Source organism: Desulfosarcina sp., from assembly GCF_046496365.1.
In the GTDB taxonomy this organism is placed as follows: Bacteria; Desulfobacterota; Desulfobacteria; order Desulfobacterales; family Desulfosarcinaceae; genus Desulfosarcina.
This window is the reverse complement of record NZ_JAWOHB010000161.1, coordinates 17,243-40,084: the sequence shown is the minus strand read 5'-3', so window position 1 is coordinate 40,084 and position 22,842 is coordinate 17,243. Positions and strand designations below refer to the sequence as shown.

Sequence of the window (22,842 nt, the reverse complement as noted above, 5' to 3'; positions counted from 1 at the left end):
AATGAACTGTCGATTTAACAGTGGTCTGGCAGTCGGCTTAGGGCCATTGGCCGTGGTGATGTTGCTGGGAGTCGTTTTGGCTGGTTGTGCCGGCGGTTTTTCCAAAATGGCCCGTCCGGTTCAATCCAAGGCGCCCAATCATGAACCGCTGCAGCCAGGGGCGATCGCTGTGGCTCCGGCGTCTATTCCCAACGTCTCGCACAATGGTTCGCTATGGCAGGACGACGCGCCGATGTTAGCCTTGTTTGTCGATCCGAAGGCCCGATCCGTGGGGGATATCGTCACCATCAAAATCGCTGAATCGTCGGCTGCCACCAACAAGGCCAGTACGGCGACGGACCGTTCTTCATCTCTGAGCGCCAGTGTGGATGCATTCTTCAATTTGGAAAAAAAATACCCGTCCACGCACTCTTTTTTCAACCCCTTTTCAAAGATCGCCGGCGGGGTTGAAAGCGAATTCGAGGGCAATGGAACCACCAAACGCAGCGGAGATCTGAATGCCTATATCACGGCGCTGGTGACGCAGGTGCTGCCCAACGGCAACCTGGTGGTCACCGGTTCGAGAGAGGTGCTGATCAATAATGAAAATCAGATCATCCAGCTTACCGGTGTGGTTCGGCCTCGCGATATCGGTGCCGACAATCAGGTGCTTTCCACCTATATTGCCGATGCCAGGATCGCTTACAGCGGCACCGGCGTGGTCGACGACCGCCAGAAGCCGGGTTGGCTGACTGCCATCGTCATGAAGGTGTGGCCCTTTTAAAACAAGGATCGACGATATCATGCAACGCTTACGCACAATCACGATTGGCATATTGGTTTTCGCCGGCCTGGCATGGGCCGGTGTTGCCGATGCAGTCCGACTCAAAGACATCGCCGAGATCAACGGGGTCCGCATGAACCAGTTGGTTGGCTATGGTCTTGTGGTGGGGTTGGACGGATCCGGTGACGGAAAAAAAGCCACCTTTACGGTGCAATCCATGGCCGCCATGCTTGAAAAAATGGGCGTGACGGTCGACCAGAATGTCATTCAGGTGAAAAATGTGGCCGCGGTCATGGTGACCGCCAAGCTGCCGCCTTTTGCCAAACAGGGCAACCGCATCGACGTGCTGGTCAGTTCCATAGGTGATGCCGACAACCTTCAAGGTGGCACCCTGATGCTGACGCCGCTCAAGGGCGTGGACGGCAAGGTATACGCAATGGCCCAGGGACCGGTCAATACAGGCGGATTTGGCGCTGGGGGCACGGCATCCACGGTGGTAAAGAATTTTCCCACGGTGGGACGGGTCCTATCCGGAGCCATTATCGAACGGGAGGTGGCCACTGATTTTGGCAGCCGTTCAACCGTGATGTTCAGCCTGCACAATCCCGATGTCACCACGGCGTCAAGGGTTGTCGATGTCATCAATGCCCGCTTTGCAGCGCCCCTGGCCAGGGCCGAGGATGCCGGTACCATCGAGATTCGGGTGCCCGATCGGTATCTGGGCAATACGGTTCCGCTGCTGGCATCGCTCAGCGAGCTCGAAGTGGAGCCGGACAATGATGCCAAAGTGGTGATCAATGAACGCACCGGCACCGTGGTTATGGGCGATCAGGTGCGCATTTCAACCATCGCCATCGCCCATGGAAATCTGAGCATTGTCATCAGGGAGAATTTTGATGTTTCCCAGCCGCTGCCTTTCTCTGACGGTCGGACCGTTGCATCGCCGGATACCGAAATCAATGTTCAAGAAGGTGCCAGTCAGCTGGTGGTGGTTCCCCAAGGCGTCAATATCGGCGCGGTGGTCAATGCCCTCAACGCCCTGGGGGTGACCCCCAGGGACCTGATCGCCATTTTTCAGGCCATTAAGGCAGCCGGAGCGCTTCAGGCGGATCTGGAGGTGATTTGATGTCCGATATTAACGCGCTCAATACTGAATCAACTCTTTTTCAATTGCGGGCGTCAACCGTTGAGCGTGCCGTTTCAACTGTCAATTCAGGCGTCCAGCGCGTGGGTGACACCGAGGCGGACATGGAGAAAGCCAGCCAGCAATTTGAAGCCTTGATGTTAAATTTCATGATTCGTGAAATGCGGGCAACCGTGCCCGAATCCACCTTGTTTCCCCGATCCATGGCCGAAGAGATCTTCACCGGCATGGTCGATGAACAGATAGCCGTGGAAATGGCCGGAAATGGCGGCATTGGCATTTCACGCATGATTTTCAACCAGTTGAGGGGCGAAAAATAAGTGCTGCGGCTGGCTGCTATTTTAATTGGAACCATCTGAAACCTAAAGCCATCGCAGGAATGGGCCGATAACAGGGGAAACTGGACCTTGCTTGACAACCAGGGTCAATGAGATCAGCACCGATCAGGAGATCTTGAATGGAAATCCCCGAAAAATGCCCCTTGCAGGTCCCGTCATCCCAAAACCGGCCGGTTGAAGAGATCCCACAGCCATCGGTTGCAGGGGCCGGGATGCAGCCACACAAGACGGCGAAGGATACGGTCAGTCTGACGGAAAGAGGCCGTGAGTTCAACGCAGCCGTAAAACATGCACGGACGCTTCCCGAAATCCGTGAAGATCGGGTCATGCAGATTAAGCGCCGGCTCGAAGAGGGTACCTATCGAATCGTGGGCCATCGAATTGCAGCGAACATGTTGGATGAGACCATGGAAAACAACACCGTGCTGAAACACATCGACACCCATGCATGAGCAAAAAGACAGGACAACACCCATGAATATGAAGATAATGGAACTCCTTGCCATCCTGGATGCAGAAAGCGCGTGTTACCGGGAAATGCAACGGGTCCTGGCCGAGGAAGCGGGTTCCCTTGCCCTTGCGAAAAAGGTGCAGTTCGACACGATTCAATTGAAAAAAGAAGCGTTGGTGGTCAAGCTTCACCATTATGAGGAATGCAGGCAACGACTGGTTGATGGACTGGCGGAAGCGTATCGGGTGGATGGACCGGTTGTGACCGTGAGCAAGCTGTCACCCCGCCTTCCGTCTCCCCACAATGAAAATTTGCAGGCGCGTGCAACCCGATTGCGGTCCCTCATCGCCGAAGTCAAGGTGAAAAACAAACACAATCAGCTGCTGATCCAACAATCTTTGGATCTGGTCAAAGGCTCCCTGAAGCTGTTGACCGATCTGGTCTATGACAACTCAGTATATCCTAAACCGGGAGGCGGCAGTCCCGCGCTTGGCTACAGCGGCGGTGGGGGACGGTTTCTATGTGAAAGCGCTTGAAACGCTTATTAAGCCTGCCACCGAATGGATCTTGATTTTTAGCGGTAAAGCGAGGCACCTGCCATGGCAAACATTATATACGGCATGTTCAACGTTGCCAGAACTGCCCTGATCACCCAGCAAAAAGCGCTGGACATCACAGCCAACAACATCGCCAATGTCAACACCGAGGGCTACACCCGCCAGCGGCTGAACATGGAACAAAACGAACCGGTTCGTTATGAGGGCGGCACCCTGAGCACCGGGGTGCGCGCCAACCGAACCATCCAGCGGATATACGACCGGTTTCTGGCCGCCCAGATGGCCAATTCGGCCTCCCAGCAGGGGCGCTGGGAGGCCCAGCGCGAGACGCTGGAAAAAACAGAGTTGATGTTTGACGATGCATCCGGTTATGGCTTGAATGGTGCGATGGCGGAATTCTGGAATTCATGGCAGAAGGTGGCCAACAATCCCTCCGGATATACCGAGCGGGCAACGCTGCTGGCCAATGCAGAAAACCTGACCCTGGTATTCAATAAGTTGTCCCGGGATCTGAGCCAGGTCCAAGCGGACAGCGATATCAGCATTGCGGGTACGGTGGAGGATATCAATTCCCTGACCGGCAAGATTGCCGCCCTGAATCTGAAAATTGCAGCGGTGGAGGCAGGCAACGAGCACAGTGCCAACGAATTCAGGGACCAGCGGGACTTGAGTCTCAAGGAGCTTGCCAGCCTCATCGACGTCAACAGCTTCGAAGATGCCGATGGATTCCTGACCATCGTCACCACCAACGGCCACACCCTGGTGGACCGCACCAGCTCCTGGAACCTGGCCACCGGCACCAATGCCAACGGGTTTCAGGACGTTTTCTGGGAGAGCCGCAGCGGCGCCCGCCAGAACATCACCAGTGATATTTCAACCGGCAAACTCAAAGGCTGGCTTGAAGCCAGGGATACGATTATCCCGGATTATCTGACCCGCTTGGATGATATGGCCGTTTCCATGGCCAATGCAGTCAACATGCAGCACAACAACGGTATAGACCTCAATGGCGCGCCCGGGCTGGATTTTTTTTCACCTTTTACCGGAGCTGACGATATCACGGTCAACAGCCTGGTCGGCAGCGATACCAACCTGATCGCCGCCGCCCTCAACACCGAAAGTGTTCCGGGCGGCTGCAGCAATGCCATTGAAATGGCCGAGATCCAGAATCGGCTGTTGATGAGCGCCGGCAGCGCGACTATCGATGATTTTTACAACGGCCTGGTCAGTGATGTGGGTCGAATGGTTTCGCAGGCAAAAGTAAACGGGGAGCATCAATCCACGATTTCATTGCAGTTGGCCACCTACCGGGAGGAGGTTTCGGGTGTGTCCATGGACGAGGAGATGGTCAACATGGTACAATTCCAAAGCGCTTACAATGCGGCTGCCAAGTTGGTCTCCACGGTGGATGAAATGCTCGAAGCGCTCATCGCCATGGTGTGAAAAGTAGGAACTGACACGGGAGTTTATCATGCGAATCAGTGCCAAAATAATGGCCGACCACATTAAAGCCAACCTGGCCAAACAGAGCAGCCAACTCATGCAGACCCAGGTGAAACTGGCGTCCGGCAAGCGGATCAACAAACCCTCGGATGATCCCATAGGGATCGGCAAGGTGCTCGACTATCGAACAACCCTGAAGACCATTGATCAGTACCGCGACAATATTCTGGATGCCAAAACCCGAATACAGTTCACTGAAACGGTGCTGGGGCAGGTCAGTGAATTCATCGAAGATGCCAAGAAGCTCGCCGCCAACCCGAACGTTGAAGATAAAACGGCCTTTGCCCAGGAGATTGACAATATCCGCCAGCAGGTTCTCGGGCTTGCCAATTCCAAATACGGTGCCAATTTCCTTTTTGCCGGTCATCGCAGTGATACGGCTCCCTTTGACCAGACCCCCCCCTTTGCCTATAACGGCGACAGCGGCTCCCACCGGGTGGTCGTGGGCAAGGGCATCACTGTCCCCATCGAAGCCGATGGCAGCCGCATGTTTATCGATGGCGGGGACAACCTGTTTCAGGTTCTTGATGATTTGGAAACGGCGCTGACCGCCGTTCCCTACGATCGGGCGGCAGTTCAGAATACGGTGGATCCGCTGACCCGGATTGCCGATCGCCTTCAGCTGGCCCGCAGCGGTTTGGCCACCGACTATATACGCCTGGAAAGAACCGATGATTACTGGAAGAATTTCGGCAATGCGGTTGAAACCATGCGCCAGACCGTGGAAGATGCCGACATCGCCCAAACGGCCGTAGACATGCAGGTTCAGCAGACGGCCTATGAAGTCCTGCTGGCAACTGCCGGCCGGGTCATCCAACCCACGCTGCTAGATTTTCTAAGATAGACCATTCAGGCTGTTGCCACCGGCCGGCGTCATTGTGATCCCTGATCCTGCAGTCGGGGCAGGGTGCCGACGATGATTTCCACGCGCCGGTTTTTGCGCCGACCCGATGCGGTGTTGTTTCCGGCAATCGGACGGTATTCCCCAAATCCCATGGTGGATAGGTGCCTGGGATCGATTGTGGATTGATCCAGCATAAATTGAGCGACCGTGGCGGCCCGGGCAATGGACAGCTTGAGGTTGGATTGAAACGGTCCTCCATGAACCGGTACATTGTCGGTATGACCGGCGATGATAATATCTCCCGAAGTCTCGGCCGACAGGATCTGTCCGATTCGCAGGATCATCGGCTTGAGTTCGGGCTTGATTTCAGCTTTACCCGAGTCGAATGTGCTCTCTCCCATCAAGCGGATGACGACCTGATCTTTGCCGGCTTCGATTTCCACATCCTCGGCAATTTTCGCATACAGCTCATCGAAATTCTCTTCCAGTTCCCGACCGATAAATTCCTTCATCCGTGTGGCAATGGCTTGCTGGTCGAAATCCTTGGCAATCATTTTCAGCCCATGGCGAGGTGATTCGGAAACATTTTGTTTGCGCTGGATGCCGAATGCCTTTTCCATGGAACCGGCGACCTGCTTGTATTTCTGACGGTCAATTTCGGAAAATGAGAGCAGCAGCACGAAAAAACAGAGCAGCAGACTCATTAGGTCACCGAAGGTGGTTACCCACATGGGTGCGCCTTTGACACATGGGGGACATTCCGGAATGTCGTTATTCATCGTCTACCTGCTAGGGTGCCTTGCTGTTTTCGGCATCGGATTTTCTCCGTTCCTTGGGGGTGAGGAAAATTTTAAGAGATTCTTCCAGCACCATGGGGGAAACACCTCGGTTGATGGCAATGGCCGCCTCCACGATGATGCTTTTATTCAGCCGTTCCTGCTCACTTCTCAAGGCGAGTTTGTCGGCGATGGGCAGGGCGACGAGATTGGCGATGACCGCACCGTACAAGGTTGTCAGCAGCGCCACGGCCATGGAGGGTCCGATGCTGGATGGGTCCGCCATGGAAGAGAGCATCTGAACGAGCCCGATCAGGGTGCCGACCATGCCGAATGCCGGCGCCGAATCGCCCATCCCTTTAAACACATTCTGACCGGTGGTGTGCCGCTGCCCCATCAGACGAATATCCTTTTGGAGCATGTCGGCGATCAGCCCTTCATCATAGCCGTCAGACAGGTATCTGAGCGCCTTGACGGAAAAGGGGTCCGACGGATTTTCCTTCTCCAGGGCGATCAATCCCTCCTTTTTGGCAATGCGGGTGAAATCCACCATCTCTTTGATTATGTTTTCGGGAGGTTCCATTTTTACCAGAAAGGCTTTCATGGCGACGCGGATGGAATTGATGACATCGGACATGGTGAATTTGATGAAGGTGGCCGCCAGCGTCCCGCCGACGACGATAAGCAGGCCGGGGATGTTTATGAAAACCAGGGCGCTGCCTCCGATGACGATGGAGACCAGAAGCAGCACGGTTCCACTGACTATACCAATGATGGTTGCAAGATCCATTTAGTCCCTCACGGAAGATTTGCGAATCAGCACCTTGTCGGTTATGGTGCCGATAGTATGGTAATGTTTGAGCCTGTCGATAGCGTAGTCGTCAAGTTCAGTGTCGGTTGCCATGACAAAAGCGCCGGTTTTCATGCGCACGTTGGCCGCCAGCACCATACCGGGCTTCAAGTCGTCCAGCATCCGCTCCGCGTTGGTTTTGCGTGCCAGGTCATGTTGCTGGTCCACATTGATTTCGATCAGCAGTTCAACCACCCGGGGGGCCAACTGGTATCCTCGGATCTGTTGCAGGCGTTCGGCAACGCCGTCCAGTGGGATCTTGCCCTTGTGGATCAGGTTGTCATACATGGACGCTGCATAGATGAGCTGCGCGCCGATGGGAATAGCATCCCCGGCCAAGCCGTCGGGGAAACCTTTGCCGTTGTATTGCTCGTGGTGCATCCGCACCAGCAGAGCCGCTGGTTTCATGATCTCAATCTCACCGATGATGCGTGCACCCAAAGCGGCATGGGATTGGTACAGCTGCCTTTCGTCATCGACCATTTCCGTGCGGCGTTTGTTCAATATGGCCTTTGGGATGCCCACCATGCCGATATCGTGTAGCAGGGCTGCCGTCTCGATGATGGGGACATCCGCATCACCCACATCGGGATGCCGGTCGGCCAGTTGGAGCGCCAATTTTGCAGTTCTTCGGCAGTGTCCGCCCAGATCATCGTCAATAATTTCAATCATCTGGGAAAACATATGAATGGTCTGGTAATGGTTGGCGGTGATGATATCAATTTTCCGATTGAGGGTGCGCTCCAGATTGACGATGCGAACACCGATCTCAATCCTGGCGCGCAGGGCGTCGATGTCGATGGGTTTGGTAATGTAGTCGTCAACGCCGCTTTCCAGGCCGTGGACGATATCGGACTTTGAATTCTGGGCACTGATCAGAATCAGATAGGTGTAACCGGAGGTCTCACGTTCCCGAATGCGGCGGCACAGGGAAATCCCGTCCAGACCGGGCATCATCCAGTCGCTGACAACAATATCGATGGGAGTGCTGCAGATCAAGGCCCAGGCGGTGCTGCCATCGGCAGCCCGATGAACCGTGTGGCCCCATTTTCCCAGGCAGGTGGACAAAAGGCTCAAGGTGACGGGATCGTCGTCTGCGATCAGAATGTTCATGGTGTTGGTCGCTTCAATGCACGCTTTCCATTTGGGGCATATTCAATGCCACGCCAATGGGGAGTCGGACGCCGCCATACCGCTGCATGTTTGTGGGCATGGCAGGTGGACGTGTTTGTTGCTAGTTCATATCGGCAGCCGCATTTAAAACTTAAATAATGAATTTCAGGGATTTTGGGCATTTTGCATGCTGTCCGTAAGGCCAGGCAAAACCGGATCGGCATTGCCAAAATTGTCTTCTTGACAAGGCGGGTGGTGAACGTTAGGAACAGGCATTTTCGCGCCTGCTTTAAAGCCACCCGATTTTCCCGATCGGCTGCAATTACAGTCGATGGAAACGCCGAAAGGAGATACCAGATATGCAAAAAGATTGCCTTTTCTGTAAAATTGCCCACGGAAAAATGGGGACCGATTTTCTTTATGAGAATGAAAACCTGGTGGTTTTCCGGGATATCAACCCCCATGCTCCCGTACACCTGTTGGTTGTTCCCAAAAGGCATATCCGCAGCATCAACGATCTTACCGACGCAGACCATGCCATCCTGGCGGAAATGATCCTGATCTCCAGACAAATGGCCAAAATGGAGAATGTGGACCTCTCCGGATACAAGCTTCTTTTTAATGTTGAAAAAGGCGGCGGACAGGTGATTTTTCATCTCCACCTGCACCTGATGGGCGGCTGGGACAAATAGCGGTTCAGGCCTTTGCCTAATGCAAAAGGATATCTAAAATGCGGGTTGTGGTGATTATCCCATCGCGCTACGGCTCTTCCCGGTTTGAGGGGAAGCCGTTGGCCGACATCTGCGGAAAACCGATGATCGAATGGGTTTGCCGGCGGACCATCCAAGCCCAGTGTGTGGACTCGGTTCATGTGGCTACGGATGACCACAGGATTCAGGAAGTGGTTAGCGCCTTTGGCGGCAGCGTTGTGATGACCTCATCAACATGCCGGTCCGGAACGGACCGGGTGGCCGAAGCTGCACAGCGGTTGGGGCTGGATTCGGACGACGTGGTGGTCAATATCCAGGGAGACCAACCCCTAGTGGACCCGCGCTGTGTTGACGCAGTGGTTCAACCCTTTCACGATGACCCCACCGTGAAGATGAGCACGCTGGCTTTTGCCATTGTTGACCCACGCGAAATTAACGACCCGAAGGATGTCAAGGTCATCTTCGACAACAAAGGCGATGCCCTCTATTTCTCCAGGGCGACTATCCCCCATGGGCGGGACGGGTCAAGCGGCTACGACATCTATAAACATCTGGGTGTATATGCGTACACGAAAAAATTTTTAGAGCAGTTTCTTGCGTTTACGCCAGGACGACTGGAAGAGATTGAAAAACTCGAACAGCTTCGCGCCATGGAGCATGGCCATCGTATTCGAGTGGTGGTCAGCCCATATGATTCACCCGAAGTGGATCTGCCGATGGACATTCAGCGCATCGAAGCGAGAATGGCCGCCTTGGGTTTGTGCTGACGTGTTGTTTCAATCGGCAGGTTCAATGACGCTCCCGATTCCGGGTCCGTTTGGGGTCATTTAATGGTCTGTTCCACGATTTTTGCGGAACCGGTTGGCGCATCAAAGGGAGGCAGGGCGGGCGTCGAAGGGGAGGCAGCCGGGACTGCCGCTGCAGGAGGTGCTCGGTGTGCTTGTGCATCCAGCCGTTGGCTCAAGCTGTCAATCTTTTTGCTTACGTCAGCCAGTTTTTTTTCGACCTCCCGAATCCTGTCCTTGACCATCTCCTGAAGCGCCAGCCGTTCCAACCCCAGTGCCAGATCCATGGATTCCTTGTTTAGTTTTTCAGACTCGAGGTGTTGGGTTTTCGCTTCGATGTCGGTTAGCCGGTGCTGATCTTTTTTCAGGCCCTCGGCCATGAGCAGAATCTGGGCCGTCAATTCGTCATCAAATTTGCTAAAGGCAGCGTTCATATCCGCCAGGTCCTTTTGCAGGGCGGCGATGGATGCCTCCGTTTTTGCTGCCAAGGCCTTCAATTCCGATCGGTCCGGCTTGGTTTCAGTGGTGCGCTGGACCTCTGCGGCAGCCTTTTTCAAGTTTACCTGCAGCGCTGCGGTGGCGGTTTCAAGGGTTTGGGTGTGTTCGGCGAGCTGCTCCTCGAGCTTTGCCTGTTTAAGGGAGAGGCTGGAGAATCGGGATTCAAGATCCTTGGAAAGATTCTGGACGCCAACCGAGCCCGTGTTTTGGGTACGGATAACCCGGTGTTTAATATCCAGGTAAGCTACGGCCAGAATAATCACCAGCAGGCAGGGGATAAGCACCGCCACCAAGGTAACCCGGGTACTCAGCTTTTCGATGCGCAGGTTTTCGGCATCCGAAAGATAGATGGAATCCGGCGCTGCTTCGCCATCACGAATGGTGAAGCGGGAATTTTGATCGCTTGCATTCATTTTTCTATCATTCCCATTCAATGGTACTAGGCGGTTTGGAGCTGATGTCGTATACGACGCGGTTTACCCCGCGGACCTCGTTGATGATCCGGTTGGAAATTTTACCCAGCAGATTGTGGGGAAGCCTGGCCCAGTCGGCGGTCATGGCGTCTTTGCTGGTAACCGCCCGAATGGCGACGATATTTTCATATGTGCGGCCATCGCCCATGATGCCTACGCTTTTGATGGGAAGTAAGACCGCAAATGATTGCCAGAGCCTGCGGTAATATCCGGATGCACGTATCTCCTCCTGGAGCACGGCGTCCACGGTGCGCAGCACTTCCAGACGTCTTCTGGTGATTTCGCCAATCACCCGGATGGCCAGTCCGGGTCCCGGAAAGGGTTGACGCCATATCAGGTCGTCGTCCAGGCCCAGGGCTTTTCCCAGTTTGCGAACCTCATCCTTAAACAGATACTTTAATGGCTCTACCAGCTTGAGCCGCATCTTTTTAGGCAGTCCCCCTACATTGTGGTGTGATTTGATCACCGCAGTGGGGCCGCCGAAAGCCGATTGGGATTCGATGATATCGGGGTACAAGGTCCCCTGGGCCAGAAAGTCAGCGTCCTTGATTTTCATGGCTTCAGCCTCGAATACATCCATGAACTCCTTGCCGATGATCTTTCGTTTGCGCTCCGGATCGGAAACCTTGGCAAGTGCCTCCATAAACCGGGATGCGGCATTCACAAATCGAATGTTAATCTTCAGTTTGCTTTTGAATTTTTGTTTCAGCTGCGTGGCCTCGTTTTTTCTCAACAGACCGTTGTCTACGAAAATACAGGTCAGATTCTTACCGACAGCCCGGTGGATCAAAAGCGCCGTCACCGACGAATCGACCCCCCCGGATAAACCCAGGATCACTTTTTTATCCCCAACGGTTTCGCGAATCTGAGCGATGGTGTCCCGGGCAAAGGATCTCATGGTCCAGGAGGCTTTGCAGCCGCAGATGTCAAAGAGAAAATTGTGAATGATCGTCCGCCCCTTGACGGTATGTTCGACCTCCGGGTGGAACTGGACACCGAAGAAATTTCTGCGGGTGTTGGCCATGGCGGCCACAACGGTATTGGCTGTTGAAGCCGTGATGGAAAAACCTTTGGGGAGCTTTTCAATGGAATCTCCATGGCTCATCCAGGTGACCGTTTCTGGACCGACATCCTTGAAAAGCCCCACCTGGTGCGTGGCGGAAAGCGTTGCAAAGCCGTACTCGCGTTTATCGGCCTGCTTGACTTTTCCGCCCAGGGTATCGACCATAAAATGCATGCCGTAGCAGATTCCCAGCACCGGAATGCCCAGGTTGAAAATGCCGGCGTCAACCCGCGGGCTGTTTTTCTGATAGATGCTGGACGGCCCACCCGAAAGAATAATGCCCTCGGGCGACATGGAGCGAATGTGATCGGCAGTGGCGGTCGGTGGTTCGATTTGGCAGTAAACATGGCATTCGCGCACCCGACGGGCGATGAGCTGGTTGAACTGGGATCCGAAATCGATGATGACAATCATTGGCCTTCTCCAGGATAAGACGCCGCAAATGCGCTATAATTCAGTGGATTGATCATTTTTCGGGCGTAATAGCACTATCGGGCGAAAAAGGCAACCAGAGGCGGCCGACACGGGAATACGCCACCCTCACGGCGGAACGCCTTGCGGCGTCACTGCAACCCATTGATGGGGTTTGGGTTGATTAATCCGACGCCTCCGATTATAAACCAAAACTTTGCAGACCTCGGAATGCCATCGGGGTTGCATGCAAACCACCGGATCCAAACCATGAAACCGCCTGGTTGATTATGCGCGTTGGCAGATGGGTAAAAAAATGGTGCTGCGCAGTTGTGATGTGCGTGCTCCTGCTGATTTCAGGCTGCGATCGCCCACTGATGCAAAATGATCTGGAAGCACTGTTGTCCCGCGGGGAACTGGTATTGATCACCCGCAACAATTCTGCCTGCTACTATGAAGGCCCCCATGGCCCCACCGGATTTGAGTATGAGCTGGCCAAGGCCTTTGCCGACGACTTGGGTGTAGACCTTCGCCTGAAGGTTATCGAAGAGGAGGCAGATATGATTGCCGCGCTTAAGAGCGGCCAGGGTGATATCATTGCCGCCGGTTTTCCATTCGGCACCCAGTCGGCGAAGCTGCTTGCCCTGGGACCGGGATATCAGGAGGTGGAACAGCAGGTGGTGGGCCGTCGCGGCGGTCCGGAGATCAAAAGCGTGGGTGCGCTGGAGGCCTATACCCTCTGGATGACCGGCAGCAGTGCCCGAATCGAATATCTGGAAGCATTGCGTCGGGACTTCCCAAACATCGGCTGGCAGATCCTGACCGCCTACAGTGCTGAAGATTTGCTCCAGATGGTGTGGAACCGTTCCCTGCCACTGACGGTCGTCGATTCCAACACCATGTCCATGAACCACCACTATTATCCGGAACTGACCGTGATGCTGACACTGGGCCGTCCCCAGCAGCTGACGTGGGCCACGGACCCGCGCAACCGCAGATTGAAGGCGGCCATGGACAAATGGTTTGACCGCAAGGAGACCCGGGGGATCATTGACGGTCTGGTTGAACATTATTACAGCCATCTGGAGTCATTCGATTACGTTGACCTGGCCAGATATCGCCGGCGAATTAAAGTCCGCCTTCCCAAATACAGGCCCTATTTCGAAGCTGCGGCTGAAAAATACAAACTGGACTGGAAGCTTGTTGCCGCCCAGGCGTATCAGGAGTCGCATTGGGACCCTCAGGCGGAAAGTTATACCGGTGTGCGTGGGATCATGATGCTCACCCGCGAAACGTCGGTATCCATGGGGCTGGATGATCGTATGGATGGTGAAGCGTCGATTTTTGCAGGTGCCCGTTACCTGGCCGGCCTGCACCGCCGCGTGGATAAAAAGGTGCCGGAACCCGATCGCACCTTTATGGCACTTGCAGCCTACAACATCGGGTTCGGCCACCTTCAGGATGCCAAGATTCTTGCCAAACGGCTGGGGAAACCGGAAGACAGCTGGCATGGGGTCCGGTCGGTGTTCCCCCTGCTGCAACAGAAAAAATATTACCGCACACTCGAATATCGCTATGCGCGCGGAAATGAAGCCGTCATTTATGTGGACCGTATCCGGACCTATTATAAAATGCTCCAGTCGATTGTCGACACGGCGGAACCCGACTATTCCAACGATGACTCGCTGTTGTTTCCGGTGCATTGATCAGCCGCTGCCCTTGGCTGACAGGGTATGACAACGGGTGATACGATTTGCAAAACAGCCATCAATGTGGTAAGGACGGCCACTGGTAGAAAGCCGGAAAAATACTTAACCAATTGAGAATGAACAGGATAATGTCAGGAACGGTTGTCCAGGTTTATGAGATTCAGACTCCCGATGAAGCCGAGGCCATGCTGGGTCTGGGCGTGGATCACGTCGGCAGCGTAATCACCTCGCTGGACAATGGTTACAATCCGGTTATCCGGCAAACCATTGCAACCGTCCGCAAGATGGGTGCGACAAGCAGCCTGATCCCGCTTTTGACGGAACCGGATGCCGTTTTCGACATCCTGGACTATTACCAGCCGAATATTGTCCATTTCTGCGACAGGCTGGATGGCAACGACGGTTCGGTCGAAGCGGCGCTTGCCTTGCAGGCAGCCGTGAAAGTTCGGTTTTCCGAGATTCAGATCATGCGCTCCATCCCCATTGGACGGACTGCAGGCACAACTCGCGAGGCCGTATTTGCATTGGCCGCAAGGTTGGAACCCCTGAGTGATTACTTTTTGACGGATACGCTGATTGTCGATCCGTTGGGGGCAGCCCATGGGGATCAGCCGGTCAAGGGATTTGTAGGCATTACCGGGCTTACCTGTGACTGGGGGGTTGCTGCGCAGCTGACGGCCAGGAGCCGAATCCCGGTTATTCTGGCAGGGGGCATTGCGCCGGAAAACGTAGCCGAAGGGATTCGGCAGGTGCGGCCCTTCGGAGTGGACAGCTGCACATGCACCAATGCGCTGGATGCGAACGGCCGGCCCATCCGATTTAAGAAGGACCCCGCCCGGGTCGAGGCGTTGGTCGCTGAAACACGGCGTGCAGACAACCAGACCCTGGATGCGTGGTAACCCAAATAAAATGACGGTTGTTATCTGCACACCCGGCAAGTGCAGGCCAAATCGTCCGTAAGGCTTGATTAACGAACCCAGGAAAGGCTGAAAAAACATATGTACGAGAGCAGTGATTTACGCAAAGGGCTGAAAATAGAGATTGATGGCGATCCCTATGTCGTTGTCCAGTTTGAATTTGTCAAACCCGGAAAGGGACAAGCACTCTACAAGTGCCGTCTCAAGAACATGGTTTCCGGTTCACAGTTTGACAAGACCTATCGGTCCGGCGAAAAATTCAAGGAGGCCAATCTGGAAGAGGTGGAGATGGAATATCTCTATTTTGACGGCCATGCCTACTGCTTCATGAATCTTTCAAATTACGAGCAGGATTTTCTGAACGAAGAACAGGTGGGCGAGGTCAAGGCCCTTCTCAAGGAAAACACCGTCTGCAGCGTTCTCATGTTTGAGAAAAAAGCCCTGGGCATCTCCCTGCCCAATTTTGTGGAGTTGACCATTACCGAGGCCGAACCCTGGGCCAAGGGGGACACCGCCGCCGGTTCAACCAAGCCGGCCACCCTGGAGACCGGTCATGTCCTGCAGGTTCCGCCCTTTGTCAACCAAGGGGAAAAAATCCGCATCGACACGCGTACTGGACAGTATGTGGAACGGGTAAAGTAGCCTCTAATCGCGGCCGCAGGCAACCGAGATCGGCGTCCGCCGACAGGTCAAGCGCGGGAACGCAAGCCCGGCAGGCCTTGGTTTTCCGCTTTCGGTTCTGCGTCAACGGGTCTTCTACCCTCAGTCAGCCGTTCGCTTGCTCAAGGTGATATCCCCGTACCAGGCAATGGCCGACTCACCCGTGTTGTCGCTATCGGTCATCACGGCGATGCCTGATATGGTCGATGGTTCGGTGCCGAAGGCACGCTGAAAGTCCTCGACGATATCCCTCCGGAAAGACCGCCAGGCGTTCAGGTGGGCCGGCCCGCTCTCAACGACAATCATCCGTACATGCTCCGTATAGGGATTCGGGTGGACCGATTCCACCTGCGCGCGGGTTGCCCACACGTAGGCCAGTGCCGCCGATGGCGGCACCATCCCGTAAAGCATTTTTATCGCCGCCATTTTGGTCCGCTGGAGAAAGGTGCGTTGACCGGGTTCATCGGCAAAGGTGATATATATTCTCGCCGGATAGTCATCTCCCGATCTGTTGGTCACGTCCCCCTTCACAAGAATGTTGTCTACCTTCCAGTGCCATCTCAGCACAGGGTAGGCAGTGGGATCGATTTGCATCTTTTTGACCAGACCGGATGCCGAACCGTGGCTATCCGCCCGCAACACGGTGCGACCCCCGTCTTCCACCAGGGTGTAGCGGGTGTGGTCGATATTGTCGAAAGACATGGGCTCCCACCCCCTCACCTGGGCGCCCGGCATCATTGCGGAGAAATCGCCAACCGCGATCACAGCAGAATCGGCGCCATGGAGGATTCCCGGCGCCAAACCAACCCAAAAAATCAGCATCCAGTGCTTCAAAATTGCTGGCCTCATTTATTCTCAGGCCTGGGCGGAGATGGACTGCACCAGGTAGCACTTGATCCGGTTTCCGTCCATCTCCATGACCACCACTTTGTGACCGTCGATCGTGAATGCTTCATTGACTTCAGGAATTCTGCCGATCCTGTCCAGGATGAAGCCGGAGAAGGTGTCGTACTCTCTGGACAGGGGAATGCGCATGCCGGTCTTTTCATTGACCTCCTCGATATCCGATTTGCCGAGCACCATCCACTCCTTGGGTTTTTTACTGGTAATGTGCGGTTCCTCCTTGTCTGTCTCGTCGCTGATTTCACCCACCAGTTCCTCAAGCGCGTCTTCCATGGTGATCAAACCGGAGACACCGCCATACTCGTCGACAATAATAGCCATATGGTTTTTGCGAGCCTTGAACTGGTGAAGCATGCGGTCCAGCTTCTTATTTTCCGGAACGAAATAAGGGGGGCGCATTATGGCACGGACATTCACCGGTGTTTCCGATGTGGCCTGGTGCATGAAGATGTCCTTGATGTTCAAAATCCCAACCACGTGGTCGATGTCGCCTTCAATGACCGGAATGCGGGTAAAGCCGGATTCGGCGATGGCTTTTAAATCAAGGGGCGCGTCTGCGTCCACGACAAACATGTCGGCACGTGGGGTCATGATCTCCGATGCACTGGTGTCGTCCAGTTCGAAGACGTTGTGAATCATCTCCCGTTCCTCCTCCTTGATTTCTCCCTGCTCTTCCACCACTTCAACGAATGTGATCAGCTCCTCTTCGGTTGCTGAAGGGGTCCTGCTCATCTTTCCGGTAATGCGGGGAATGAAATTCAAAAATGCGATGATCGGGAAAAAAAGGATGGACATCCAGTAAATGGGAAAAATAGTCAGTTTGGCCAAAAGGATGTTGTTGCGGGTGGCAAATGATTTGGGGATCACCTCCCCGAAAACGAGAATCAGAAAGGTCATTACCCCGGTCGAAAGTCCCACGGCATAATTGGCGGACATGTTGATGGTCAGCGAGGTGGCGATTGCCGACGCACCCACGTTGACCACATTGTTGCCGATCAGGATGGTGGTCAGCAGTTTGTGGGGGTCATCTTTCATCCGCTTGATCAGCTGATGCGACCGGATGTTCTCCTTGGCCATGTGTCTTGCGCGGGTATGACTGATTGAAAACAGAGCCGTTTCCGCCGATGAAAAAAACCCGGAAAGCAGCAGCAGCACGAAAAGGAGAATAAGTTGACTGCCCATCACCCGTCGGCTCCAGCACCGATTCTGCAGTCGGGAGGATGATTACGGTTGAGTCGGCCTAAATAAAAGGTATGCAGGGGGAAACAAATGCGGAAATCACCCAGGAGTCCGGAACCTGGGCCGGGTAAAAAGGGGTCGTCCAACGTTACTGCCTTCCTCTTGAAATTGGAGATGCTGTCATGCGATAGTGGTCCTTCCCGGTAAAGGGCGAGACCTTTTTTCGGTGAGGAGTTGACAATCGCTGCCTAAACGAATGCAGGCCCAAACGGCCAAATCTGACTCAGTATAGCGTATTTTTTAAGTTTTTCAAGTCAATATGCTCACAAATCGGCGATTTGAGTTCGGATCGCGGTAATCGAACCATGCCGGACGCGCCACTGATCGATGCATATATCTTTGCACTCAAAGCAGCCAAATCGCTTTACGGACAGGTGGTCTACCACCGTGCGTTCGAACCCGATACACCCACCTTCGGGGAACCCTGCAAACCCTGGCCGGAACCGATCGGTCGGCTGCTCGAGGCGATGGGGATCAGGCGTTTGTACGCCCACCAGGTTGAAACCATCGACCGGGTTCGGGCAGGCATGCACACGGTTGCCGCTACCCAGACGGCTTCCGGCAAGACCCTGACCTACGCACTGCCGGTATTTGAGGCCGTCATTCAAGATAGGTCAGCCCGCGCTCTGTTTATATACCCGTTAAAGGCACTGGCTCAGGATCAACATAAAACCATCAGCCGCATGTCCGCCCACCTGGTCGGCATCGATCTTCAGGCCGCTATTTATGACGGTGACACCTCGACCTACGCGCGCAAAAAAATACGTGATAAACCACCGCATATCCTGATGACCAACCCGGAAATGGTCCACCTGTCGGTTTTGCCCCATCATGAACGCTGGACCGGCTTGCTGCCCGGACTCCGGTTTGTCGTTGTGGATGAGGTGCACACCTACCGGGGAATCCTGGGTGCGCACATGGCCCAGGTCTTCCGAAGGCTGATACGCATGTGCCGTCACTACGGGGCGTCGCCGACATTCATTTTTACTTCGGCAACGGTGGGCAATCCAGGGGAGTTGACCCATAAACTGACCGGACTGCAGGTCGAAACTGTCAAATTGAGTACAGCCGGCACTGGAAAGCGGCACCTGATCCTGATTGATCCTGCGGATGGGCCATTGGCGGCAACGCTGATCCTGCTCAAGGCAGCACTTAACCGCGGACTTCGGACGATTGTATACACCCAGTCACGGAAGTTGACCGAGCTGCTGGCCATCTGGGCTCAGCGTCGCTCCGGTCCGTTTGCCACTCGCATCAGCGCCTATCGGGCTGGATTTCTGCCTGAGGAGCGGCGGGAAATTGAATCTAAACTGGCATCCGGAGAACTGCTGGCGGTTATTACCACCAGTGCCCTTGAACTAGGCATCGATATCGGCAGCCTGGATCTTTGTCTGTTGGTGGGGTACCCGGGCTCCATTGTTGCCACCTGGCAGCGCGCCGGACGGGTGGGGCGCAACGGTCAGGAATCGGCGGTGGTGCTGGTGGCCGGAGAGGATGCCCTGGATCATTATTTTATTAAAAATCCGGACCAGCTGGTCGTGCGCCCACCCGAAGCGGCGGTGATCAATCCCTACAACCCGGACATCGTGTCCAGACATCTGGTATGCGCGGCGGCCGAACTGCCCTTGAAAATTGGTGACCCGATGCTGGCGCCGGCACCGGTGGCGGACACCCTCAGGCAGTCCATCGCGTCCGGCGAGCTATACTTGAGCGCCGACGGCACCACCTGCTATTCGCCGATGAAGCACCCACACCGGACCGTGGACCTGCGGGGGGCGGGTGACCGGTTTGCCATCGTCGACACGGCCGATAACAGCCTCCTGGGAGAAATCGACGGATTCCGGGTTTACCGGGAAGCCCATCCCGGTGCCATCTACCTGCATCGGGGGAGAACGTTTCTGGTGGATTCACTGGACCCGGAAAACCGCAAAGTCTTGGTGGCTTCGACGCAGGTCAATTTTCACACGCGGGTGAGATCCCATAAAGAGACCCGTATCCTTGACATTTCCGACCAGCAGCCGGTTTACGGCACAATCATGGCTGCCGGTCGCCTGCGGGTCACGGAGCAGGTCACCGGTTATGATCGTATTCAAACCCGAACCGGCAACCTGCTCGAGCGGGTCCTTCTGGACCTGCCGCCCATGATTTTTGAAACCCAGGGTCTATGGTTTGTCGTCCCCGGGGCGATAACCGCCGTGGCGGAGAAGGCGCGGATTCACATCATGGGTGGATTGCATGCCATGGAGCACGCGGCCATAGGTGTCTTTCCCCTGCTGGTGCTGGCGGACCGCAATGACCTGGGAGGCATTTCGACCCCTTTCCATCCGCAACTGAAAAATGCCGGCATCTTTATCTATGACGGACTACCCGGTGGTGCCGGCCTCTGCGCCCAGGCATTTTCGGATGGCCGGGGGCTGTTCGACGCCACCCTCTCGGCCATATCCGGGTGCGCGTGTGCAACCGGTTGCCCCAGTTGTGTCCATTCCCCCAAATGCGGTTCAGGGAACCGTCCCATCGATAAGGCGGGGGCGATCTTTTTGTTGAAGGCGATGATGGCGCTTAAGGATTCACCGACGCCTTTCCTGCTTTCCGATTCGATTGAGGCTTCACCCGGGCAAGTCGTGCATGAAACGCCAACGGATAAGGCCCCGACGGACGAAATCCGTCGCTACGGCGTGCTGGACATCGAAACCCAGCTTTCTGCACAGGAAGTGGGAGGCTGGCATCGGGCTGAGCGCATGCGGGTGAGCTGTGCCGTACTGTACGATTCACAGTCGGACAATTATTTTGAGTTTGTAGAAGGGCAGATTCCCATGCTGCTGGAACACCTTAAAAAATTGGACCTGGTGGTCGGGTTCAATATCAAGCGTTTTGATTATCGGGTGCTCTCCGCATATAGCGCGATGGATTTCCGGCAGATTCCCACCCTGGACCTCCTGGAGAAGGTTAACGATCAGCTGGGGTATCGGCTGTCGCTCGATCATCTGGCATCGGCAACCCTGGATGCCGGGAAAATGGCCGACGGACTGGATGCGCTGCGCTGGTGGAAGGAGGGCAAGATGGCCAAGATCCTGGAATACTGCCGGTCGGATGTGACCATTACGCGGGATCTGTTCCGCTTCGGGCGCGACAATCGATATTTGCTGTTTCAAAACAAGGCTAAGCAGACTGTGCGTTTGCCGGTAAACTGGTGATGCGGGTTCGGCTCCCGCTGGGATCACCAAATATTGAGAGCGTTCCATAAATCCGCTGTGGCAGCGATTTCATTAATCGGATGTTTTCAGGGGTGAAAACGGTGGGTTAAGCCTGTATTAGGCCACTTATTAAGCTGTTAATCATTTAATGTCAAATAGTTAGCGCTGACCGCCCCCCGATCCAACCTCACAAACGACAATCAAGCCGGTTTTTGGAAAAATCGGCTCTATTCGGCACAAAACGATTGATTCTGGCAATCCATTAAAGTGGTTTATGGAGGTAATTTGCGGCGCTGTGTCCGGATTTCGGGTTTCCCGGAGACCTTCGGGCTTTTACCGAAACATGATGAACGAAGGACGAAGGCGATGGATGAGAGATGGCTGACGGTCGATGATATTTGCATGTTTCCCCTTCGGAACAATCTAAGCAGGGCACGCTTTGTATCCTGAAGATCTGGCACGGGAAAGCGAATAGATGCATAACTTTTTAGAGAGGAACCCAAGCCGCTGAAAAAGCCAGCAGGAACTGGGCGGCATAATACAGGGGCAGGCCCGCCGCTCGATTCAACTGGGCACTGACAACAAAGCGCTGCCGGGCAACGAAAATATCCGAAAGATAAAACAAAATGGCACCGATCAGGATCGTTGCGCGCGTGATGCACGGGATTGCCGGGTTGGCGGCCAGGCCGGCGGCGGCGCATACCATGATGCTGATGATGACGATGTAGGCCAGCACCGGCGTCTGCATGTCGCCCAGGTGGGGCGCCAGCCAGCGCCAGACAACGACACCGGCGGCCAAAAGCAGGATCATGCCCGCTGCCATGGCCGGACCCACCTGGCCAAGCGAAAAAAACGCGGCGGCGTACATCACGTGACCCAACAGGAAACTGACCAGCCCCAACAGGAAGGTCTTGTGCGAACCCAGGGCCAGCAGGACGTCCCCGCCCAGGCAAAACACCAGGGCGATGAGAATTGTTGCGGCAAAACCGGGGTTCTGGGCCGGCTGGAGAGCCCAGGCAACGATGAACAGCAGGGAGAGCGGTGTCTTGAATGCCAGGATCCGTTTGGGCTGCTCCGTTTTTTCAGCTCTGATCAATCCCACCAGAAGCGCCAGCGCCAACCCCACAAACGAACCGATAACCATCTTGAAAGTCCCTTTCGATTTATTGATGCGTTTGCAGGTGCCTGCCGTCCGGTCTGGTTGCTACCGGGGTGCATAGCGTGTCGGGTCGGGTAGGCCGGCAGCAGCAAAACCGTTTCTGCGAAGGATGCACGCGGCGCAGCCACCGCAGGCCAGTCCCTGGGGAGATGGGTCATAGCAGCTGTGCGTCATTTCATAGTCCACACCCAGTGCCGTTCCCGCCTGGATAATCTGGGCCTTGGTCATGTCGATCAGCGGCGTGCGGATCCGAAAACGCCCTTTTCCCTCAACGGCCGTTCGGGTGGCCAGGTTGGCCATGGCTTCAAATGCCTGAATGTATTCCGGTCGGCAATCGGGGTATCCACTGTAATCAATTGCGTTTACGCCGATGAAGATATCCCAGGCGCCGAGGACCTCGGCCCAGGCGAGGGCGTAGGAGAGAAAAATCGTGTTTCGTGCCGGCACATAGGTAACAGGGATCGCTTCAGCCATGTGGGACCCCCCGCGGTCCTTGGGCACGGCGATGTCATCGGTTAGGGCCGATCCGCCGATGGGTTTCAGATCCACCCGGGATACCAGATGCCGTTTTACACCCATGGCCGCGGCGACCTTTTCGGCGGCCTGGAGCTCGACACCGTGGCGCTGGCCGTAAGCAAAGCTAAGGCTGTACAGCGCGTATCCCTGGCTTTTTGCCATGGCCATCACCGTGGTGGAATCCAGACCGCCGCTGCACAACACCACTGCACTTTTTATATCAATCATGGTTGGTTGCCCTAATATATATAAAGCATTTGGTAAGC

At 55.1% G+C, this 22,842-nt stretch carries 22 protein-coding genes; 13 read left to right on the top strand and 9 right to left on the bottom strand.

Annotation, left to right across the window (positions count from 1 at the left end; translation table 11 throughout):
• The first annotated feature begins 1 nt into the window (after position 1).
• From R6V78_RS16555 to flgL, 7 genes are all read left to right on the top strand, one after another.
• Positions 2 to 763 carry a flagellar basal body L-ring protein FlgH gene (locus R6V78_RS16555; RefSeq protein ID WP_410290489.1) on the top strand — a complete coding sequence of 254 codons (762 nt, stop codon included), beginning with the start codon at positions 2 to 4 and terminating at the stop codon, positions 761 to 763.
• Positions 764 to 782: 19 nt separating this feature from the next.
• Entirely contained in the window at positions 783 to 1,889 is a 1,107-nt protein-coding gene (locus R6V78_RS16550) for a flagellar basal body P-ring protein FlgI (RefSeq protein WP_410290488.1), read from the top strand.
• Entirely contained in the window at positions 1,889 to 2,227 is a 339-nt protein-coding gene (locus R6V78_RS16545; protein WP_410290487.1) for a rod-binding protein, read from the top strand. Before R6V78_RS16550 ends, R6V78_RS16545 begins: the two co-directional genes overlap by 1 nt.
• Positions 2,228 to 2,364: 137 nt before the next feature.
• On the top strand, positions 2,365 to 2,697 hold the full coding sequence (gene flgM / locus R6V78_RS16540) for a flagellar biosynthesis anti-sigma factor FlgM (RefSeq protein WP_410290486.1): 333 nt from the start codon (positions 2,365 to 2,367) through the stop codon (positions 2,695 to 2,697).
• A gap of 22 nt (positions 2,698 to 2,719) precedes the next feature.
• The gene (locus tag R6V78_RS16535; protein ID WP_410290485.1) at positions 2,720 to 3,232 is read left to right on the top strand and encodes a flagellar protein FlgN; all 513 of its coding nucleotides are present in this window, start codon (positions 2,720 to 2,722) and stop codon (positions 3,230 to 3,232) included.
• A 63-nt stretch (positions 3,233 to 3,295) separates the two neighbouring features.
• Positions 3,296 to 4,696 carry a flagellar hook-associated protein FlgK gene (gene flgK / locus R6V78_RS16530; RefSeq protein WP_410290484.1) on the top strand — a complete coding sequence of 467 codons (1,401 nt, stop codon included), beginning with the start codon at positions 3,296 to 3,298 and terminating at the stop codon, positions 4,694 to 4,696.
• Positions 4,697 to 4,724: 28 nt separating this feature from the next.
• Complete coding sequence (gene flgL / locus R6V78_RS16525) at positions 4,725 to 5,600, top strand: flagellar hook-associated protein FlgL (protein WP_410290483.1); 876 nt, start codon at positions 4,725 to 4,727, stop codon at positions 5,598 to 5,600.
• A 29-nt stretch (positions 5,601 to 5,629) separates the two neighbouring features.
• Here flgL and R6V78_RS16520 read toward each other — a convergent pair whose 3' ends face one another.
• Genes R6V78_RS16520 through R6V78_RS16510 form a run of 3 tightly spaced genes read right to left on the bottom strand, consistent with a single transcriptional unit; the run spans position 5,630 to position 8,339 of the window.
• Positions 5,630 to 6,379: a flagellar motor protein MotB gene (locus tag R6V78_RS16520; protein WP_410290482.1), complete on the bottom strand. Its 750-nt coding sequence runs from the start codon at positions 6,377 to 6,379 to the stop codon at positions 5,630 to 5,632.
• A 10-nt stretch (positions 6,380 to 6,389) separates the two neighbouring features.
• Positions 6,390 to 7,166, bottom strand: coding sequence for a motility protein A (locus tag R6V78_RS16515; protein WP_410290481.1), 777 nt, complete (start codon positions 7,164 to 7,166; stop codon positions 6,390 to 6,392).
• Complete coding sequence (locus R6V78_RS16510) at positions 7,167 to 8,339, bottom strand: HD domain-containing phosphohydrolase (RefSeq protein WP_410290480.1); 1,173 nt, start codon at positions 8,337 to 8,339, stop codon at positions 7,167 to 7,169.
• A 359-nt stretch (positions 8,340 to 8,698) separates the two neighbouring features.
• On the opposite strand from R6V78_RS16510, the gene R6V78_RS16505 reads away from it, so the two are divergent.
• Positions 8,699 to 9,031, top strand: coding sequence for a histidine triad nucleotide-binding protein (locus R6V78_RS16505; RefSeq protein ID WP_410290479.1), 333 nt, complete (start codon positions 8,699 to 8,701; stop codon positions 9,029 to 9,031).
• Between the two features lie 38 nt (positions 9,032 to 9,069).
• On the top strand, positions 9,070 to 9,816 hold the full coding sequence (gene kdsB, locus R6V78_RS16500) for a 3-deoxy-manno-octulosonate cytidylyltransferase (protein ID WP_410290478.1): 747 nt from the start codon (positions 9,070 to 9,072) through the stop codon (positions 9,814 to 9,816).
• A 56-nt stretch (positions 9,817 to 9,872) separates the two neighbouring features.
• Here kdsB and R6V78_RS16495 read toward each other — a convergent pair whose 3' ends face one another.
• Together R6V78_RS16495 and guaA are read right to left on the bottom strand one after the other, a co-directional pair.
• On the bottom strand, positions 9,873 to 10,745 hold the full coding sequence (locus tag R6V78_RS16495) for a hypothetical protein (protein WP_410290477.1): 873 nt from the start codon (positions 10,743 to 10,745) through the stop codon (positions 9,873 to 9,875).
• A 7-nt stretch (positions 10,746 to 10,752) separates the two neighbouring features.
• A complete protein-coding gene (guaA, locus tag R6V78_RS16490; protein WP_410290476.1) occupies positions 10,753 to 12,282 on the bottom strand; it encodes a glutamine-hydrolyzing GMP synthase in 1,530 nt (509 codons plus the stop codon).
• Between the two features lie 287 nt (positions 12,283 to 12,569).
• On the opposite strand from guaA, the gene mltF reads away from it, so the two are divergent.
• The 3 genes from mltF (at position 12,570) to efp (ending at position 15,547) form a co-directional block, all read left to right on the top strand.
• A complete protein-coding gene (mltF, locus tag R6V78_RS16485) occupies positions 12,570 to 13,985 on the top strand; it encodes a membrane-bound lytic murein transglycosylase MltF (RefSeq protein WP_410290528.1) in 1,416 nt (471 codons plus the stop codon).
• Positions 13,986 to 14,116: 131 nt separating this feature from the next.
• Positions 14,117 to 14,887 carry a phosphoribosylanthranilate isomerase gene (locus tag R6V78_RS16480; RefSeq protein ID WP_410290475.1) on the top strand — a complete coding sequence of 257 codons (771 nt, stop codon included), beginning with the start codon at positions 14,117 to 14,119 and terminating at the stop codon, positions 14,885 to 14,887.
• A 99-nt stretch (positions 14,888 to 14,986) separates the two neighbouring features.
• Positions 14,987 to 15,547, top strand: a complete 561-nt coding sequence (gene efp, locus R6V78_RS16475; RefSeq protein ID WP_410290474.1) for an elongation factor P — start codon at positions 14,987 to 14,989, stop codon at positions 15,545 to 15,547.
• Positions 15,548 to 15,667: 120 nt separating this feature from the next.
• Here the strand turns inward: efp and R6V78_RS16470 are convergent, their stop codons facing one another.
• Together R6V78_RS16470 and R6V78_RS16465 are read right to left on the bottom strand one after the other, a co-directional pair.
• Entirely contained in the window at positions 15,668 to 16,267 is a 600-nt protein-coding gene (locus R6V78_RS16470) for a DUF3047 domain-containing protein (protein WP_410290473.1), read from the bottom strand.
• A gap of 153 nt (positions 16,268 to 16,420) precedes the next feature.
• Entirely contained in the window at positions 16,421 to 17,650 is a 1,230-nt protein-coding gene (locus tag R6V78_RS16465) for a hemolysin family protein (RefSeq protein ID WP_410290472.1), read from the bottom strand.
• A gap of 362 nt (positions 17,651 to 18,012) precedes the next feature.
• Between R6V78_RS16465 and R6V78_RS16460 the strand changes: the two genes are divergently transcribed.
• The gene (locus R6V78_RS16460) at positions 18,013 to 20,901 is read left to right on the top strand and encodes a DEAD/DEAH box helicase (RefSeq protein ID WP_410290471.1); all 2,889 of its coding nucleotides are present in this window, start codon (positions 18,013 to 18,015) and stop codon (positions 20,899 to 20,901) included.
• 487 nt (positions 20,902 to 21,388) lie between these two features.
• On the opposite strand, the gene R6V78_RS16455 is transcribed toward R6V78_RS16460, so the two are convergent.
• Together R6V78_RS16455 and queC are read right to left on the bottom strand one after the other, a co-directional pair.
• Positions 21,389 to 22,045: a lysoplasmalogenase gene (locus tag R6V78_RS16455; protein WP_410290470.1), complete on the bottom strand. Its 657-nt coding sequence runs from the start codon at positions 22,043 to 22,045 to the stop codon at positions 21,389 to 21,391.
• A 60-nt stretch (positions 22,046 to 22,105) separates the two neighbouring features.
• Positions 22,106 to 22,804, bottom strand: coding sequence for a 7-cyano-7-deazaguanine synthase QueC (gene queC, locus R6V78_RS16450; RefSeq protein WP_410290469.1), 699 nt, complete (start codon positions 22,802 to 22,804; stop codon positions 22,106 to 22,108).
• Positions 22,805 to 22,842: the final 38 nt, after the last annotated feature.

Coding starts and splice junctions, on each gene's coding strand:
- R6V78_RS16470 (WP_410290473.1), bottom strand. CDS start 16,267: ATGTCTTTCGACAATATCGACCACACCCGCTACACCCTGGTGGAAGAC.
- kdsB (WP_410290478.1), top strand. CDS start 9,070: ATGCGGGTTGTGGTGATTATCCCATCGCGCTACGGCTCTTCCCGGTTT.
- R6V78_RS16545 (WP_410290487.1), top strand. CDS start 1,889: ATGTCCGATATTAACGCGCTCAATACTGAATCAACTCTTTTTCAATTG.
- R6V78_RS16480 (WP_410290475.1), top strand. CDS start 14,117: ATGTCAGGAACGGTTGTCCAGGTTTATGAGATTCAGACTCCCGATGAA.
- flgM (WP_410290486.1), top strand. CDS start 2,365: ATGGAAATCCCCGAAAAATGCCCCTTGCAGGTCCCGTCATCCCAAAAC.
- R6V78_RS16455 (WP_410290470.1), bottom strand. CDS start 22,045: ATGGTTATCGGTTCGTTTGTGGGGTTGGCGCTGGCGCTTCTGGTGGGA.
- R6V78_RS16465 (WP_410290472.1), bottom strand. CDS start 17,650: ATGGGCAGTCAACTTATTCTCCTTTTCGTGCTGCTGCTGCTTTCCGGG.
- R6V78_RS16550 (WP_410290488.1), top strand. CDS start 783: ATGCAACGCTTACGCACAATCACGATTGGCATATTGGTTTTCGCCGGC.
- R6V78_RS16555 (WP_410290489.1), top strand. CDS start 2: ATGAACTGTCGATTTAACAGTGGTCTGGCAGTCGGCTTAGGGCCATTG.
- guaA (WP_410290476.1), bottom strand. CDS start 12,282: ATGATTGTCATCATCGATTTCGGATCCCAGTTCAACCAGCTCATCGCC.
- R6V78_RS16535 (WP_410290485.1), top strand. CDS start 2,720: ATGAATATGAAGATAATGGAACTCCTTGCCATCCTGGATGCAGAAAGC.
- R6V78_RS16510 (WP_410290480.1), bottom strand. CDS start 8,339: ATGAACATTCTGATCGCAGACGACGATCCCGTCACCTTGAGCCTTTTG.
- R6V78_RS16520 (WP_410290482.1), bottom strand. CDS start 6,379: ATGAATAACGACATTCCGGAATGTCCCCCATGTGTCAAAGGCGCACCC.
- efp (WP_410290474.1), top strand. CDS start 14,987: ATGTACGAGAGCAGTGATTTACGCAAAGGGCTGAAAATAGAGATTGAT.
- R6V78_RS16505 (WP_410290479.1), top strand. CDS start 8,699: ATGCAAAAAGATTGCCTTTTCTGTAAAATTGCCCACGGAAAAATGGGG.
- flgK (WP_410290484.1), top strand. CDS start 3,296: ATGGCAAACATTATATACGGCATGTTCAACGTTGCCAGAACTGCCCTG.
- mltF (WP_410290528.1), top strand. CDS start 12,570: ATGCGCGTTGGCAGATGGGTAAAAAAATGGTGCTGCGCAGTTGTGATG.
- R6V78_RS16460 (WP_410290471.1), top strand. CDS start 18,013: ATGCCGGACGCGCCACTGATCGATGCATATATCTTTGCACTCAAAGCA.
- queC (WP_410290469.1), bottom strand. CDS start 22,804: ATGATTGATATAAAAAGTGCAGTGGTGTTGTGCAGCGGCGGTCTGGAT.
- R6V78_RS16515 (WP_410290481.1), bottom strand. CDS start 7,166: ATGGATCTTGCAACCATCATTGGTATAGTCAGTGGAACCGTGCTGCTT.
- flgL (WP_410290483.1), top strand. CDS start 4,725: ATGCGAATCAGTGCCAAAATAATGGCCGACCACATTAAAGCCAACCTG.
- R6V78_RS16495 (WP_410290477.1), bottom strand. CDS start 10,745: ATGAATGCAAGCGATCAAAATTCCCGCTTCACCATTCGTGATGGCGAA.